This is a genomic window from Sneathiella sedimenti, assembly GCF_017313765.1.
GTDB lineage: Bacteria > Pseudomonadota > Alphaproteobacteria > Sneathiellales > Sneathiellaceae > Sneathiella > Sneathiella sedimenti.
The window spans coordinates 134,368-148,910 of sequence record NZ_JAFLNC010000005.1; the positions used below are offsets into that span (position 1 = coordinate 134,368).

14 protein-coding genes are annotated in these 14,543 nt (G+C 55.7%); 4 read left to right on the forward strand and 10 right to left on the reverse strand.

Annotated elements, in window-relative coordinates:
• Positions 1 to 286: 286 nt before the first annotated feature.
• The 3 genes from J0X12_RS14675 (at position 287) to prfB (ending at position 5,205) form a co-directional block, all read left to right on the forward strand.
• Positions 287 to 1,483: an N-acetylmuramoyl-L-alanine amidase gene (locus J0X12_RS14675; RefSeq protein ID WP_207047159.1), complete on the forward strand. Its 1,197-nt coding sequence runs from the start codon at positions 287 to 289 to the stop codon at positions 1,481 to 1,483.
• A 111-nt stretch (positions 1,484 to 1,594) separates the two neighbouring features.
• Positions 1,595 to 4,033: a penicillin-binding protein 1A gene (locus J0X12_RS14680; protein WP_207047162.1), complete on the forward strand. Its 2,439-nt coding sequence runs from the start codon at positions 1,595 to 1,597 to the stop codon at positions 4,031 to 4,033.
• A 55-nt stretch (positions 4,034 to 4,088) separates the two neighbouring features.
• Positions 4,089 to 5,205 (forward strand): peptide chain release factor 2 gene (gene prfB / locus J0X12_RS14685; RefSeq protein WP_207047164.1). Its coding sequence is split into 2 segments (ribosomal slippage): positions 4,089 to 4,157 and positions 4,159 to 5,205, totalling 1,116 coding nucleotides; the frame shifts between segments, so codons are not numbered across the junction.
• Here prfB and J0X12_RS14690 read toward each other — a convergent pair.
• The 7 genes from J0X12_RS14690 to purC are packed head-to-tail and all read right to left on the reverse strand — an operon-like array spanning position 5,206 to position 10,860.
• Positions 5,206 to 6,231, reverse strand: coding sequence for an alpha/beta hydrolase (locus J0X12_RS14690; RefSeq protein ID WP_207047166.1), 1,026 nt, complete (start codon positions 6,229 to 6,231; stop codon positions 5,206 to 5,208).
• 41 nt (positions 6,232 to 6,272) lie between these two features.
• Positions 6,273 to 6,611: a Grx4 family monothiol glutaredoxin gene (grxD, locus tag J0X12_RS14695; protein WP_207047168.1), complete on the reverse strand. Its 339-nt coding sequence runs from the start codon at positions 6,609 to 6,611 to the stop codon at positions 6,273 to 6,275.
• Positions 6,612 to 6,640: 29 nt separating this feature from the next.
• The gene (locus J0X12_RS14700) at positions 6,641 to 6,880 is read right to left on the reverse strand and encodes a BolA family protein (protein ID WP_207047170.1); all 240 of its coding nucleotides are present in this window, start codon (positions 6,878 to 6,880) and stop codon (positions 6,641 to 6,643) included.
• A gap of 11 nt (positions 6,881 to 6,891) precedes the next feature.
• A complete protein-coding gene (purL, locus tag J0X12_RS14705; RefSeq protein ID WP_207047172.1) occupies positions 6,892 to 9,093 on the reverse strand; it encodes a phosphoribosylformylglycinamidine synthase subunit PurL in 2,202 nt (733 codons plus the stop codon).
• A gap of 4 nt (positions 9,094 to 9,097) precedes the next feature.
• On the reverse strand, positions 9,098 to 9,787 hold the full coding sequence (gene purQ, locus J0X12_RS14710; protein WP_207047174.1) for a phosphoribosylformylglycinamidine synthase subunit PurQ: 690 nt from the start codon (positions 9,785 to 9,787) through the stop codon (positions 9,098 to 9,100).
• Positions 9,788 to 9,808: 21 nt separating this feature from the next.
• Complete coding sequence (gene purS, locus J0X12_RS14715) at positions 9,809 to 10,051, reverse strand: phosphoribosylformylglycinamidine synthase subunit PurS (protein ID WP_207047176.1); 243 nt, start codon at positions 10,049 to 10,051, stop codon at positions 9,809 to 9,811.
• 44 nt (positions 10,052 to 10,095) lie between these two features.
• Positions 10,096 to 10,860: a phosphoribosylaminoimidazolesuccinocarboxamide synthase gene (gene purC / locus J0X12_RS14720; protein WP_207047178.1), complete on the reverse strand. Its 765-nt coding sequence runs from the start codon at positions 10,858 to 10,860 to the stop codon at positions 10,096 to 10,098.
• 294 nt (positions 10,861 to 11,154) lie between these two features.
• Between purC and J0X12_RS14725 the strand changes: the two genes are divergently transcribed.
• A complete protein-coding gene (locus J0X12_RS14725) occupies positions 11,155 to 11,478 on the forward strand; it encodes a DUF1476 domain-containing protein (protein WP_207047180.1) in 324 nt (107 codons plus the stop codon).
• 159 nt (positions 11,479 to 11,637) lie between these two features.
• On the opposite strand, the gene J0X12_RS14730 is transcribed toward J0X12_RS14725, so the two are convergent.
• From J0X12_RS14730 to purB, 3 genes are all read right to left on the reverse strand, one after another.
• On the reverse strand, positions 11,638 to 12,471 hold the full coding sequence (locus tag J0X12_RS14730) for a sigma-70 family RNA polymerase sigma factor (protein ID WP_207047182.1): 834 nt from the start codon (positions 12,469 to 12,471) through the stop codon (positions 11,638 to 11,640).
• A complete protein-coding gene (locus J0X12_RS14735) occupies positions 12,468 to 12,869 on the reverse strand; it encodes an SRPBCC family protein (protein ID WP_207047184.1) in 402 nt (133 codons plus the stop codon). Before J0X12_RS14735 ends, J0X12_RS14730 begins: the two co-directional genes overlap by 4 nt.
• Before the next feature lie 291 nt (positions 12,870 to 13,160).
• Complete coding sequence (gene purB / locus J0X12_RS14740; RefSeq protein ID WP_207047186.1) at positions 13,161 to 14,456, reverse strand: adenylosuccinate lyase; 1,296 nt, start codon at positions 14,454 to 14,456, stop codon at positions 13,161 to 13,163.
• Between the last annotated feature and the right edge of the window lie 87 nt (positions 14,457 to 14,543).

Here is a 14,543-nt window from a genome sequence, read left to right on the forward strand (position 1 = left end):
GACGCTCCGGGGATTGAAATTTTTCAATGCCTGCAAAAGCTGTCGATAACGGCGCCGCCCTATCTCATATATATGAGTATGGGACTGACCACAGGAACTCACGTTACTATGATACCTTCAATATGACTGACATACCAAGTGAATAATGAGGGGCGGATAAAAAATATTCCCGATAAAAGAGCGCCATGCATTGATAAGAGGCGCCGAAGTCGTTAATTTAACCCCGTTCGGCGAACGCGTGGTCGTCAAAACGATATCGTAAAATTTATGTGAACCGGATATGGATATGGTCAATCGCTTTTTCCGATGTGTCTTGACGGCCTGCCTCTTGGTTGTCGGAACCGGCTTGTCGGTTCCCGCCGTTGCGGCGCCGACCATCGATGTCTCCTCGGCCCGTCTGGGTCAGCATGAGGACAAGACCCGTTTCGTGCTGGAACTGAGCGCCGCCCCTCAATATGATGTTTTCCTGCTGGCCGACCCCTACCGGATCGTCATCGATTTACCGGAGCTCAATTGGCTGGCGGACGAAAATGCGAGCCGCAAGAAGGGACTGGTCGAGAACTATCGATTCGGGCTGTTCAAGAAAGATACCTCCCGCGTCGTACTGGATGTAGGCCGGCCGGTAAAAATCCTCCGGACGGTGGTTCTGCCGCCGTCCTCGGGCAAGCCCTACCGGTTCTTCATCGATATTCAGGAAACCGATGACGCAAGCTTCCGGCAGGAACTGGCGGCACGACGCAAGCAACAGCAAAACACGCAGGTCGCCATCCTTGCGCCGGAACCAACGCCCACTAGCCGCAAGCATACCATTGTAATCGATGCCGGACATGGCGGGATTGATCCCGGCGCCATTGGAAAGAGCGGGGTCTATGAAAAGAAGATTACCCTCGGTGTTGCCAAGCGCATGTATGACATCCTGTCGAAGAACAAGAAGTACAATGTAATCTTGACCCGGGATGACGATACCTTCCTGAGCCTGCGCGAGAGGGTGTCCGTCGGGCGGCACGCCGCGGCGGATCTTTTTGTCTCGATCCATGCCGATTCGATTGGCCGCCCCAATTTCCGGGGCGCCGCGGTTTATACCCTGTCTGAAAACGCGTCCGATGACGAAGCGGCGGAACTGGCCAAGGCCGAGAACAAGTCCGACCTGATCGCCGGTGTCGACATGAGTGTACAGGACGATACGGTGCAGGGAATCCTGATCGATCTTGCACAGCGCGAGACGATGAATTTTTCGGTTAAGTTTGCCGAGATGATCATCCCGGAAATTGCCAAATCGGGCATGCAAACCCGTGGCCGATCCCATCGTTTTGCCGGGTTTCGTGTGCTGAAGGCACCGGACGTACCCTCCGTTCTGGTCGAGCTTGGGTATCTGTCGAACAGTGAAGATGAGAAAATCCTGAAATCAAGCTCGGGACAACATCGTCTGGCGCAAGCCATTGCCAATGCAATCGACCGGTATTTTGAAACGGTTGATCCCTGAATTGGATGTGATCAGGGACCGGATTTCCGAAAAGTCATATTTTCTGCCTGAAAAAAACCGAATCTGTTCTATATTCACAGAATGAATATGTATTTTGAGATTAGTTAGCTTATGAATCGCTTTGCGAAATTTCTCTTTCTCTGCTTTGCCCTGGTGATTTTCTTCGGAGTCATTGCCGTCGGAGCGGTTGGCTACGGCCTTTATCACTTTGGCAAGGGACTGCCGGAATATGACCAGCTCACCGAGTATGAGCCGCCGGTAATGACGCGCGTCCATGCCGCGGATGGCAGCTTGATTGCGGAATATGCGACTCAAAGGCGTCTGTTCGTGCCCATCGAGACCATCCCGGAATTCGTCAAGCAGGCCTTCATCGCGGCGGAGGACCAGGACTACTACGACCATCCCGGTGTCGATTTTAAGGGCATTGCCCGCGCGGCCATCACAAATCTCAAGAATATAGGCATGGGGCGCCGGCCAGTAGGCGCCTCCACCATTACGCAGCAGGTGGCGAAAAACATGCTGCTGACGAATGAAGTGTCCTATGAACGCAAGGCCAAGGAAGCCATTCTGGCGATGCGGATCAATCGCGCCCTCAGCAAGGACCAGGTGCTGGAGCTGTATCTCAATGAAATCTATCTCGGCCATCGCGCCTATGGCGTGGCGGCGGCAGCGCTCTATTATTTCGACAAGCCGCTGGATCGCCTGACCATTGCCGAGGCGGCCTATCTGGCCGCCCTTCCCAAAGCCCCCAACAACTACAACCCGTTCCGTTATCCTGAACGCGCGGTTCAGCGCCGCAATTATGTCATCGGCCGGATGCTGGAAGATAACTATATCACCCCGGAGCAGGCGGACGAGGCTCTCGCGATGCCGCTTCTCGCCCGCAAGGGGGGGGATGCCGAGGTTATCCAGGCCGAATGGTTTGTCGAGCAGGTCCGGCGCGAGCTTTACGACGTCTATGGCGAGAAAGCGCTCTATGATGGCGGTCTGTCGGTGCGCACCACCATGCAGACATCGATGCAGCAGATTGGCGAACAGGCGTTGCGCAACGGGCTTCGCACATATGACCGCCGGCACGGGTGGCGCGGACCGCTCTCAACGATTGAGGTCGGCGAGGACTGGACTGTCCGGCTGATTCAGTTTCCGCGGCCCAAAGGTCTTGGCGACTGGTATATCGCGGTCGTGCTGGAGCTGGATAAGGAAGCCGCCACAATCGGCTTTCCCGATACCTCGAAAGGCCGCATCCTGCTGGAGGATATGACCTGGGCCCGCAAATTTATCGATGAGGACAAGAAGGGGCCGGCCATCAAGCAGCCGTCCGATGTCGTCAAGGTGGGGGATATCATTGCGGTCGCCCCCAAGGAAGGGGCGAAAGCGACGGAAAAGCTGTTCAGCCTCGAACAGATTCCGAAAGTTTCCGGTGGTCTTGTCGCGATGGATCCGCATACCGGTCGCGTGTATGCCATTGTTGGCGGTTGGAGCCCGGAATCGTCAGAGTTCAATCGCGCAGTACAGGCCTATCGCCAGCCCGGTTCCGCCTTCAAGCCCTTTGTCTACGCCGCGGCACTCGATAATGGCTTTACGCCTGCGGACAAGGTGATGGACGGCCCCTTCGTGCTGACCCAGCCAAACGGGGACCGCTGGAAACCGTCCAACTACACCAACCGCTTCTACGGGCCGAGCACGCTCCGTCTTGGCATTGAAAAATCGCGGAACCTGATGACCGTGCGGCTTGCCCGCGCCATCGGCATGGACCCGATTGTCGATTATGCCCGGCGCTTTGGCATTACAGACAACCTGATGCCGGCTCTGTCCATGTCGCTTGGCGCCGGCGAGACGACCCTGCTGAAGCTCACCACGGCCTATGCGGAACTGGTCAATGGCGGCAAGAAAATCACCCCGACCTTGATCGACCGGGTACAGGATCGCCGCGGCAAGACGATATACCGTCATGACAAGCGCCCCTGTGAGGGCTGCAATGTAGAGGCCTGGAACGGCCAGGAGGAACCGCAGCTTCCGGATAATCGCGAGCAGATCCTGCCGGCGACAACCGCCTATCAGGTCGTCTCCATGCTCGAAGGCGTGGTTGAGCGGGGCACCGGACGGGCCGTCAGCGTGATCGGCAAGCCGCTCGCCGGCAAGACCGGCACCACCAACGATGCCAACGATACCTGGTTCATGGGGTTCTCGCCCGATCTCGCGGTCGGCATCTATGTCGGCTTTGATACACCGCAAAGCCTTGGCCAGAAAGAAGGGGGGGCGTCCGTTGCCGCGCCAATATTCCGCGATTTCATGGCCGAGATCCTGAAAGACCAGCCCGCAACACCTTTCCGGGTGCCCGAGGGTATTCGTCTTGTCCGGATCAACGGGCAGACTGGCGAGCCGGCCGAACGCGGTGACAAGAATGTCATTCTGGAAGCCTTCAAGACCACGACGAGCAGGCTGACCACCAATGGCGTCCTGGATGGATCCGAAAGCGGCATTTCCCCTGTCACCACCGGGACGGTCCCCGAAAAGGCGGTCCGGTCCGGCACAGGTGGGCTTTACTGATCAGAAAATTCAGATTACCTTCCCGCGAGAAATTTTACCGTTGTTGGAGTGAAGAATGCGTGCAGAACACCAGTCGATAGTCGATGAAATCAAGCAGGGAATGGCCCTGCTGAGGAGGTATCTTTGACTGGGAAAATGCAACCCGTCGTCTGGAAGAGCTGAACTCCCTCGTCGAGGATCCCGACCTATGGAATGATGCCACCAAGGCACAGGCCCTGATGCGCGAGAGAACCTCCCTTGAAGGGGCGCTCAATGCCTATAACCGCATCAATCAGGAACTGGAAGATAACTGTGAACTTATCGCCCTCGCCGAAGAGGAGGAGGATGAGGAAACGGTTTCAGAGGCGGAGGAAAGCCTGAAATCCCTGCTGAGCGAAGTCAATCGGCGGCGTCTGGAAAGTATGCTGTCGGGCGAAGTAGATGCCAATGACTGTTATGTGGAAGTTCATTCTGGCGCTGGCGGCACCGAATCGCAGGACTGGACGCAGATGGTCCTCCGGATGTATATGCGTTGGGCCGACCAGCATGGCTACAAGGTTAAGATTCTGGAAGAAAGCGCCGGGGAAGAGGCAGGTATCAAATCCGTCACCATCGAGGTGTCGGGTGAAAACGCCTATGGCTGGCTCAAGACCGAAAGTGGCGTCCATCGGCTGGTACGGATCTCGCCCTTTGATTCCAATGCACGCCGCCATACGAGCTTTTGCTCTGTCGGCGTTTATCCCGTGATCGACGACAATATCGAGGTCGAGATCGACGAAAAAGACCTCCGCATCGATACCTACCGGGCCTCCGGCGCCGGTGGACAGCATGTGAACCGGACCGAGTCCGCCATCCGTATTACCCATATTCCAACGAATGTGGTTGTCCAGTGCCAGAATGACCGCTCCCAGCATAAAAACCGCGCAGAAGCGATGAAGATGCTGAAATCACGGCTCTATGAACTCGAGCTGCAAAAGCGCGAGGCGGAAGCGCAGGAAACGCGGGACGGACAGACGGATATCGGCTGGGGACACCAGATTCGCTCCTACGTGCTGCATCCTTACCAGATGGTGAAGGACCTCCGCACCGGGGTTGAGAAGGGGAACGCACAAGGCGTACTCGACGGTGACCTCGATGACTATCTCGCCGCTGCGCTGGCCCAGAAGGTCGGTGGGGAAGAAGACGCGGCCTGATCACTCGCCGGTAAAGACATGGCGAAGGGCGTCCGCCGCCTGGTGGACGGCCTTTTCGGCATGCGGCAATAACGCTGTCATCGACATAAAGCCATGCACCATGCTGGGAAAGCGTACCGTTCCCACCCCGACACCTGCCGCCTGCAACGCCTTGCCATAGCTCTCCGCCTCATCGCGGAGCGGATCAAACCCCGCCGTGATGATCAGGGCAGGGGGCAGTCCCGCCAGATCCGGATTGAGCAGCGGAGACGCGCGGTAATCATCCCGTTCGGACGCGTTATTGAGATACAAGTCGCGGTAATCGCGGATGCGGTCATAGGTAAGAAAAAATCCATCCTCGAACAGCTGATAGCTCTTCGCGGTGAGATGTGCATCCAGCGAGGGATAGAGCAGCATCTGGAAAAACGGCATTGCACCGCCACGCAGTTTCGCCTGTTGCGCCACTGCCGCCGCCAAACACCCGCCCGAACTGTCGCCGCCGACGGCAACCTTTGCGGGATCAAGACCATAGTCCGCGCCCTGTTGGACGGTCCAGTCAAAGGCGGCAATCGCATCATCAACGGCGGCCGGGAATCTGTTTTCCGGGGCCAGGCGATAGTCGACGGAGAGCACGGCGAAACCGCCATATTTTGCCAGGCGCGCGCATAGCCCGTCATGGCTGTACAGCGAACCCCGGATATAGCCGCCACCATGATAATAGACAAGAACGGGAAGGGAGGGATCGTCGGTCGGTTTATACAGCCGGGCCGCAATCGGGCCGAAATCCGCCGGAATTTCAATATCGCGGATAGCCTTAAGCCTTGGCTTTTTCCCGGCCAGAGCGCCCGCCAGTCGTTCCATATTGGCACGGGTCGTCTCAACCGGCGTGTCACGGACCGGAGTCGCCGTTTTACGGTCGATATCGCAGAGAAGACGAACCTTGCTGTTCAGTTTCTGGCCATCGATAATGATCGGCTTCAAGCCGTAGCAGAGACTGAAGAAGGACTCGGGCAGGAGCGCGACAAGGGCGAGAATCAATCGCTCCATCTTATCGGCTCGGAAACTAGCGGATCACGACGCGGCGTAAATTACGCCGACGCCCGGGTCACCTGCTTCTGTTCGAAAATTTCCTGCAACTCGCCGGTTTCGAACATTTCGCGCATGATGTCACAACCGCCAACGAACTCACCTTTGACGTACAGCTGTGGAATGGTCGGCCACTGGCTGTATTCCTTGATGCCTTCGCGAATGGCGGGATCGCTCAACACATCGATGCCTTTGAATTTCACATCGAGATGGGACAGGATTTGAACCGCTGTCGCGGAAAAACCGCACTGCGGGAAGATCGCGGAGCCCTTCATGAAGAGGACTACATCATTTCCAGAAACTTCCTGGGAAATTCGATCTTTTGTTACTTGATCAAGCATTTATCGATCCTTCTTAATGTTAAAACTAATCACTGGCCTTCCGGCACCGAGGTTTGCAGGGCGAGGGCGTGCAGCGCCTCTCCCATATTCCCTTTCAGCGCCTCATAGACCATCTGGTGCTGGCGAACCCGCGGCAACCCGGCAAAGCTGGCGGACGTCACCATGGCGGCATAATGGTCTCCATCGCCGCGCAAATCGGTGATTTGCACCTGGGCATCGGGGATGCCTTCCTTGATAAGCCGTTCAATTTCACTCGCATCCATTGCCATGGATAAAACTCCTATTCGCTGCCCGGACGGGACATAAGGTCCGGCAACCACTTTGCATGTACATCCTTCAGCTTACTCACGGATATGGTGAGCGAGCCGTCTATTTTCAAATCAGTATGACCGATCGTTCCAATTATGTGTAGGGGAATATCTTCGGCAAGGGCAAATCCCCGTACCAATTCCACATCATCGGGCTTCACCGTGAGGATATAGCTGGCCTGATCCTCCGCAAAAAGGGCGGCATGGGACGGCAGTTCGGTGTCCAGGACGATCTCTGCGCCGATATTTCCCGCAATCGCCATTTCGGCGAGCGCAACACCAAGTCCGCCGTCGGAAATATCATGCGCTGCTGTGACGAGTCCCTTGTCTATCATCTCCCGCAGGTAATCGCCATGCTTGCGTTCCTTTTCTAGGTCCACGGTTGGCGGCGCACCATCCTCGCGTCCTTCAATCTCGCGCAGATACAGGGACTGGCCCATTTCCCCGGTCGGATCCCCAATCAGCATGACCACATCCCCGTCCTCCTTGAAGGCAAGGGTGGTCATTTTCGAGTAATCCTTCAACAGGCCGACGCCGCCGATGGCCGGGGTGGGATAGATACCGGTGCCGTTGGTTTCGTTATAGAGCGAGACGTTGCCGGAAATCACCGGGAAATCAAGAGCTGTGCAGGCCCGTCGCATGCCGTCGATACAGCCGACGAACTGCCCCATGATCTCGGGGCGCTGTGGGTTGCCGAAATTCATGCAGTCGGTAATTGCAAGCGGCTGGCCGCCAGTTGCGGTGATATTCCGCCACGCCTCGGCGACTGCCTGTGCGCCACCCATCTCCGGGTCGGCGTAACAATAGCGCGGGGTACAATCCGTTGTGATGGCAAGCGCCTTCTGGGTGCCATGCACCCGGACAACCGCCGCATCACCACCGGGTCGCTGGATCGTATCGCCCATGACCATATGGTCATACTGCTCCCAGATCCATCTGCGGCTCGCAATCTCGGAAGATCCCATGAGTTTCAGGAGGGCGTCACCAAGATCGTTCGGCGCCGGAACATCCTCACCCTTCAGGACAGATGGTGGCGGGGTCTTGATCCAGGGACGGTCATACTCCGGTGCAGCATCGGCAAGCGGCGCAACGGGAAGGTCGGCAGCCACTTCGCCATTCATGGTGAGCACCATCCTGCCCGTGTCAGTGACCTTGCCGATAACGGAGAAATCAAGCTCCCATTTTTCGAAAATCTTGCGCGCTTCCTCTTCACGGCCCGGTTTCAGGACCATCAGCATCCGCTCCTGACTTTCGGAGAGCATGATCTCGTAAGGGGTCATGCCTTCCTCGCGCATCGGGACATGATCGAGGTTGAGCTCAATGCCGACGCCACCCTTGTCCGCCATCTCGAAAGAAGAAGAGGTAAGGCCCGCCGCGCCCATGTCCTGAATGGCAACGATCGCGTCGGTCGCCATCAACTCAAGACAGGCTTCGAGCAGGAGTTTCTCGGTGAAGGGATCGCCGACCTGAACCGTGGGGCGTTTCTCCTCGCTGTCGTCATCGAATTCGGCAGACGCCATGGTCGCACCGTGAATACCGTCGCGTCCGGTCTTGGAGCCCACATAGACAACCGGGTTACCGACACCGGCGGCGGCGGAATAGAAGATGTTGTCCGTATTCGCAAGACCCACTGTCATGGCGTTGACAAGGATGTTTCCGTCATAGGAGGCGTGGAAATTGGTTTCCCCGCCAACCGTCGGCACGCCCATGCAGTTGCCATAGCCCGCGATCCCGGCCACAACGCCGGAGACAAGATGGCCGGTTTTCGGATGATCCGGCCGGCCGAAGCGCAGCGCATTCATATTGGCGATGGGGCGGGCGCCCATGGTGAAGACATCGCGCATAATGCCGCCAACGCCAGTCGCCGCGCCCTGATAAGGCTCGATAAAGGACGGGTGGTTATGGCTTTCCATCTTGAAAATAGCGGCCTGGCCATCGCCGATATCGATAACGCCGGCATTCTCACCGGGCCCGCAGATCACCCAGGGGGCTTCGGTGGGGAGGGTTTTCAGCCATTTTTTCGAGGATTTGTAGGAGCAATGCTCACTCCACATCACGGAGAAAATCCCGAGTTCCGTCAGGTTGGGCGTCCGGCCGAGGATTTTGAGGACGTCCGCATATTCCTCTTCGGTCAGGCCATGCTCGGCAACGAGTTCTTTGGTAATTTCAGTCATATTTTCAAACAATGGAATTTACAAGATGATCGAAAAAGCGTTTGCCGTCGGTCCCGCCAAGCTCGTCAGAGATCAGCCGTTCGGGATGCGGCATCAGTCCAAGCACATTGCCCGCCTTGTTATAAATGCCGGCGATATTATTGAGCGAGCCGTTGGGATTGGCTTCGGCCGTCTGTTCCCCGTCGGGCGTGACATAGCGGAAGGCCACCTGACCCTCGGCCTCCAACTCATTGAGTTTGTCCTCATCCGCATAGAAATTTCCGTCATGATGGGCGACGGGAAAGCGGACAACTTCGCCCTGTTCGAAACAGCCGACGAAGCGTTCATTCTGCGAGGTGACCAGCAGGTCAACATCGCGGCAGACAAATTTCTGGCCTGCGTTGCGAAGCAGCGCGCCCGGCAACATGCCTGTCTCCGTCGCGATCTGGAACCCGTTACAGATGGCGAGCACGGGCGTTCCGCCCTCGGCCCGTTTCACGACTTCACGCATGATCGGTGAATTTGCCGCCATGGCACCCGCCCGGAGGTAATCTCCATAGGAAAACCCGCCGGGAATGGCGATCAGGTCCGTCTCGGGCAGCTCGCTTTCGCCATGCCAGACCATATCCGGCTCCCGGCCCATCGCCTGGGTCAGGGCAACTTTCAGATCACGATCACAATTGGAGGCGGGAAATACAATTACAGCAGCCTTCATTGTCCAAAACTCCCTGTCCGGTCAATCCAGCATTTCGATGGAATAATTCTCGATTACTGTATTGGCGAGAAGCTGTTGGCACATTTTCTCCACTTCCGCCGCTGCCGCATCGCGGTCCATGTCGGCAAGATCCAGATCGATCGTCTTGCCCTGGCGGGCATCCAGTACACTGTTGAAGCCAAGTCCCTGCAGAGAATGGGAAATCGCCTTCCCCTGCGGATCTAGAACCCCGTTTTTCAAGGAAATATAGACACGTGCTTTCATCTGGTCCTCTTAAAGGTTTAAAAAAAGGCGCTAAATATGCGCCTTTACTGGATTGCGGTTGTACCCTGTAAATCCCCGGGGCCACCTTCAGGAATAATCCCGAGACGACGCGCAACTTCCTGATAGGCATCCTCGACACCGCCAAGATCACGGCGGAAACGGTCCTTGTCGAGTTTCTTGTTGGTCACGACATCCCACAGGCGGCAGTTATCGGGGCTGATTTCGTCGGCGAGAATAATCTGCATCTCGTCAGCTTCATAATACCGGCCAAACTCCAGCTTGAAATCGACGAGGCGAATGCCGATCCCGGCAAACAGGCCGAGGAGGAAGTCATTCACCCGGAGCGACTGGCTCATAATGTCGTCAAGTTCCAGCGGATTTGCCCAGCCAAACGCCGTGATATGCTCTTCAGACACCAGCGGGTCATTGAGTTCATCGGACTTGAAGCAATATTCGATAATCGGCCGGGGCAGGGGCGTACCTTCGGCAATCCCGAGGCGCGTGCAGATTGATCCGGCGGCAATATTGCGGACAATTACTTCCACCGGAATGATCTCGACCTCCTTGATCAACTGCTCGCGCATGTTGAGGCGGCGGATAAAGTGGTTTTGAATGCCGATTTCGGCAAGCTTGATCATCAGATATTCCGAAATACGGTTATTCAGAACACCCTTGCCGGTGACCGTTGCTTTCTTTTCGCCATTGAATGCGGTGGCATCATCCTTGAAATACTGTACCAGTGTGCCCGATTCCGGGCCTTCAAAGAGAACTTTTGCCTTGCCTTCGTAGACACGTCTACGTCGGGTCATGGATAAACTCCAACTCATCGAAAAGGCGGCCATCCGCCAGAGAAAAAATAGTCAGACGGCCTTCATTCGGGAATGGATCAACGCTGTCTGGCCCTGTCGCCCAATTCTCGGCGCCAAAGCAAGCGGAACATAATGCAGAAATACCGGAAATACAACATTTCCTGTGAGGTAAATGTTGTATAAAGTTCAGAAATTAACTTGCAGGGCTAGGCGACACATACCAAGTTAGCTATAACGCAAGGCCAGAAACAGAATTGGTGATTTGAAACAAGATTTTAAGGACTGGAAACAGATATGTCAGGATTCGACGACCGCAAAAAGGGGCAGGAAAGCAAATTTGCCCATGATCAGGAAATGGAATTCAAAATCTCGGTACGCCGAAACAAGTTGCTGGGCGCCTGGGCCGCCGAACTAATGGGCAAAACGGGTGAAGAGGCAGAAGTTTACACCAAAGAGGTAATTATCTCGGATATGGAAGAGAAAGGCGACGAAGACGTCTTCCGTAAAATCCGCGGCGACCTCGATGCACAGAGTATCGAAATGTCAGACCACCGCATCCGCCGCCAGATGGAAGAGCTGATGTCCGTCGCCCGCGAACAAATCCTCAGCGGTAAATAATCCATCCCGAAAGTAAAGGAGGCGCATGTGAATTGCGCCTCCTTTTCTCTCACTTCACATCCTGCCCAGTTCAATTTCACATCAGGCCGGACTCAATATGCCTAGCGCCTGCTGCCGTGTCAGGTGGGCCAGCCGCCAGCAGAAAACGGAAATCGACGGTCAACTGGTATGAAGACCGGGCTTTGTCAGTTCGATGACCAGTTCGGTGATTTTCGAATTAAAATCCGGATTTGAGCGCATCAGCGCAGCAGTCTTCCGTCCTTCCTCGAGCGCCCGTATGTGTGTACGCAATTCTGGCAAATCGTATTCCTGCTCTGTCGATCGGTCAAAAATTGGATGACCTCGTTTGACCCGGCCTGTGGTTTCCGCTGCGTTAAGGCGGCGCTCACATCGACAGGCTGCCTGGGGCGCAACAATCCCGCAGCTGTTTGAAACAAATTCCGTTACCGCCGCGCGGGCACGTTTGAGGCGCTGACGATAAGTGGTTGGGGAGATTTCCAGTATTCTGGCGGATTCGCTATCTGCCATTTCAAAAATCTCGCCCAGCACATAAGCTATCCGCAAGGGGCGGCTCAGACAGGTCAGCACCGCCAAAGTACAGCTGATTTTAATTTCCTCAATTGCAAGGGTGGTTTCCGGCGTTACATTTATCGCATCAGGTGGATCGGAAAGCCCCTGTTCCAGATCTTTGGCAAACCCTTCAAATGTCAGGCGCATTTTCTCAACCCGGCTTTTCTTTCGCCTGCCGACCAAATGGCGACAGGCAATACGCATTGCCCAGGCCCCCGCAGATGTTGTTTCCCGAAGGGCACCTAAGTTGGTTATAATGAGGATCAGAATTTCCTGCGTTGCATCCTCTGCATCTGCAGGATGAGCGAGAAAGCGTATCGCCAAATTATAGACCGGTCGTTCAGCCGACCGAAGTAAGCGGTCGAGTGCGGCGCGGTCTCCCTGCTGCGCCGCCTCAACTTCTTGCGGATCTAGAAAGATCACTTCTCCAGCCTTTCTTTCAACGCCAACAGTTCTTTTTCTAGCGTCTTCATCTGTTCAGCAAGCGCGCCTTCCAGGATTTCCAGCGGGACCGGCGGCGCCATCAATAAAAAGGAAAAAATGGAATTCTCGTCTGAATCCGGTGTGACACGAGAGTAGGCCGTGCCGATTGAACCGTCAGGAAATCGCATTTCCCAATCCACGGTACCACAAGCGGAATCCGTGCGCGTAATCAATTCGATTGGTACATTACCCTGTGGCGTGACCAGTTCCGCGCTTTGATGATCGGCCCTGGCAAAAGCATTGGTCCATTCAACCAGGTTCATTGGTTCCGCCACATAGTCAAATACCTCTTTGAAGGGGCGCGCGATACCTACAGATTGTACGTCATGAGTTTTCATTGTTTTTCCTTTAATAACGACACCGGGAAATCCGGGTGCCTGTTAATAAAGAGGCGGCGGCAGATAAAAACGTGACATAAAAACTGTAGTTTATTTGTTTTGGAGAAAATATTTCACGGAAACCACCTATTCAACGACGACAACTAGCCGAACGCCTCACGCAAGATGGAGATATTTCGTTTTACGGTATAAACTGAAGTAGATAAGGTTGGCCGCGGTATGGCCAACCTTTGCCGTGATGCTAACATATCGAGATGAGGACTTTTCCCTCAGAAATGCGTCACTTCAGGATTATTCACCGAAAACCCGGCGGAAAATCGTATCCACATGCTTGGTGTGGTACTCAAGATCAAAGACTCCCTCGATCTGCTCGGTCGTAAGTGCCTTCGTCACATCAGCGTCGGCCTTCAGAAGCTCCATGAAATCCTCGCCTTCCTTCCAGACACGCATGGCATTGCGCTGAACGAGACGGTATGAATTCTCCCGGCTGACACCGGCCTGCGTCAGGGCCAGCAGGACCCGCTGCGAATGAATGAGACCGCCGAGCTTGTTCATGTTATTCATCATGTTCTCGGGATAGACCACCAGCTTCTCAATCACGGCTGTCAGGCGCGCAAGAGCGAAATCCAGCGTAATCGTCGCATCCGGCCCGATTCCGCGTTCAACGGAAGAATGAGAGATATCCCGTTCATGCCAGAGCGCGACATTCTCCATCGCCGGGATTGTCGCCATGCGAACGAGTCGGGCGAGGCCGGTCAGGTTTTCGGTCAGGACCGGGTTGCGCTTGTGCGGCATGGCCGAGGAGCCCTTCTGCCCCGGTGCGAAATATTCTTCCGCTTCCAGCACTTCCGTGCGCTGCAAATGGCGGATTTCAACGGCCACGCGCTCGATCGAGCTTGCAATGACGCCAAGGGTCGCGAAAAACATCGCGTGGCGGTCCCGCGGAATGACCTGGGTGGAGGCGGGTTCCGGCGTCAGGCCAAGTGATTTGGCGACATGTTCCTCGACAAAGGGGTCGATGTTCGCGAATGTCCCGACAGCCCCGGAAATAGCACAGGTCGCGATATCCTTGCGCGCATTCACCAGCCGTTCGCGGTTACGGTCAAACTCCGCATAGGCCTGTGCCATCTTGAGGCCGAAGGTCACCGGCTCGGCATGGATCCCGTGAGACCGTCCGACGCACACATCGTCCTTATGGGCGTAGGCCTTGGCTTTAAGCGCGGCAAGAAGCTTGTCCATATCGTCGAGGAGAATGTCGCAGGCCTTGGTCAGCTGGACGGAGAGGCAGGTATCCAGAACATCGGAAGACGTCATGCCCTGATGTACGAAACGCGCCTCATCCCCGACATATTCCGCGAGATTCGTGAGAAAGGCGATCACGTCATGCTTGGTTTCCCGCTCGATCTCGTCAATCCGGTCAATATCGAAATTACCACGTTCCCAGACGGCCTTCGCGGCGGCTTCGGGAATCACGCCCAGTTTGGCTTGCGCATCACAGGCATGGGCTTCAATCTCGAACCAGATACGGAATTTACTTTGCGGCTCCCAGAGGGCAGTCATCTCGGGGCGGGCATAACGCGGGATCATGGCGGGCCTTACTTTCTGATTAGATTTGCGAAAAGAAGGGCTGACTAGCAGAGATAGCGGAAAATCTCAACTGCTTAGCGTCGAATC

What these genes read in the sequence shown, in the direction of transcription:
- purB (WP_207047186.1), bottom strand. Translation starts at nt 14,456, where the DNA reads ATGATCCCGCGTTATGCCCGCCCCGAGATGACTGCCCTCTGGGAGCCG.
- purS (WP_207047176.1), bottom strand. Translation starts at nt 10,051, where the DNA reads ATGAAAGCACGTGTCTATATTTCCTTGAAAAACGGGGTTCTAGATCCG.
- J0X12_RS14690 (WP_207047166.1), bottom strand. Translation starts at nt 6,231, where the DNA reads ATGGAGCGATTGATTCTCGCCCTTGTCGCGCTCCTGCCCGAGTCCTTC.
- J0X12_RS14700 (WP_207047170.1), bottom strand. Translation starts at nt 6,880, where the DNA reads ATGGCAATGGATGCGAGTGAAATTGAACGGCTTATCAAGGAAGGCATC.
- J0X12_RS14725 (WP_207047180.1), top strand. Translation starts at nt 11,155, where the DNA reads ATGTCAGGATTCGACGACCGCAAAAAGGGGCAGGAAAGCAAATTTGCC.
- purQ (WP_207047174.1), bottom strand. Translation starts at nt 9,787, where the DNA reads ATGAAGGCTGCTGTAATTGTATTTCCCGCCTCCAATTGTGATCGTGAT.
- J0X12_RS14735 (WP_207047184.1), bottom strand. Translation starts at nt 12,869, where the DNA reads ATGAAAACTCATGACGTACAATCTGTAGGTATCGCGCGCCCCTTCAAA.
- J0X12_RS14680 (WP_207047162.1), top strand. Translation starts at nt 1,595, where the DNA reads ATGAATCGCTTTGCGAAATTTCTCTTTCTCTGCTTTGCCCTGGTGATT.
- grxD (WP_207047168.1), bottom strand. Translation starts at nt 6,611, where the DNA reads ATGCTTGATCAAGTAACAAAAGATCGAATTTCCCAGGAAGTTTCTGGA.
- purL (WP_207047172.1), bottom strand. Translation starts at nt 9,093, where the DNA reads ATGACTGAAATTACCAAAGAACTCGTTGCCGAGCATGGCCTGACCGAA.
- J0X12_RS14675 (WP_207047159.1), top strand. Translation starts at nt 287, where the DNA reads ATGGTCAATCGCTTTTTCCGATGTGTCTTGACGGCCTGCCTCTTGGTT.
- purC (WP_207047178.1), bottom strand. Translation starts at nt 10,860, where the DNA reads ATGACCCGACGTAGACGTGTCTACGAAGGCAAGGCAAAAGTTCTCTTT.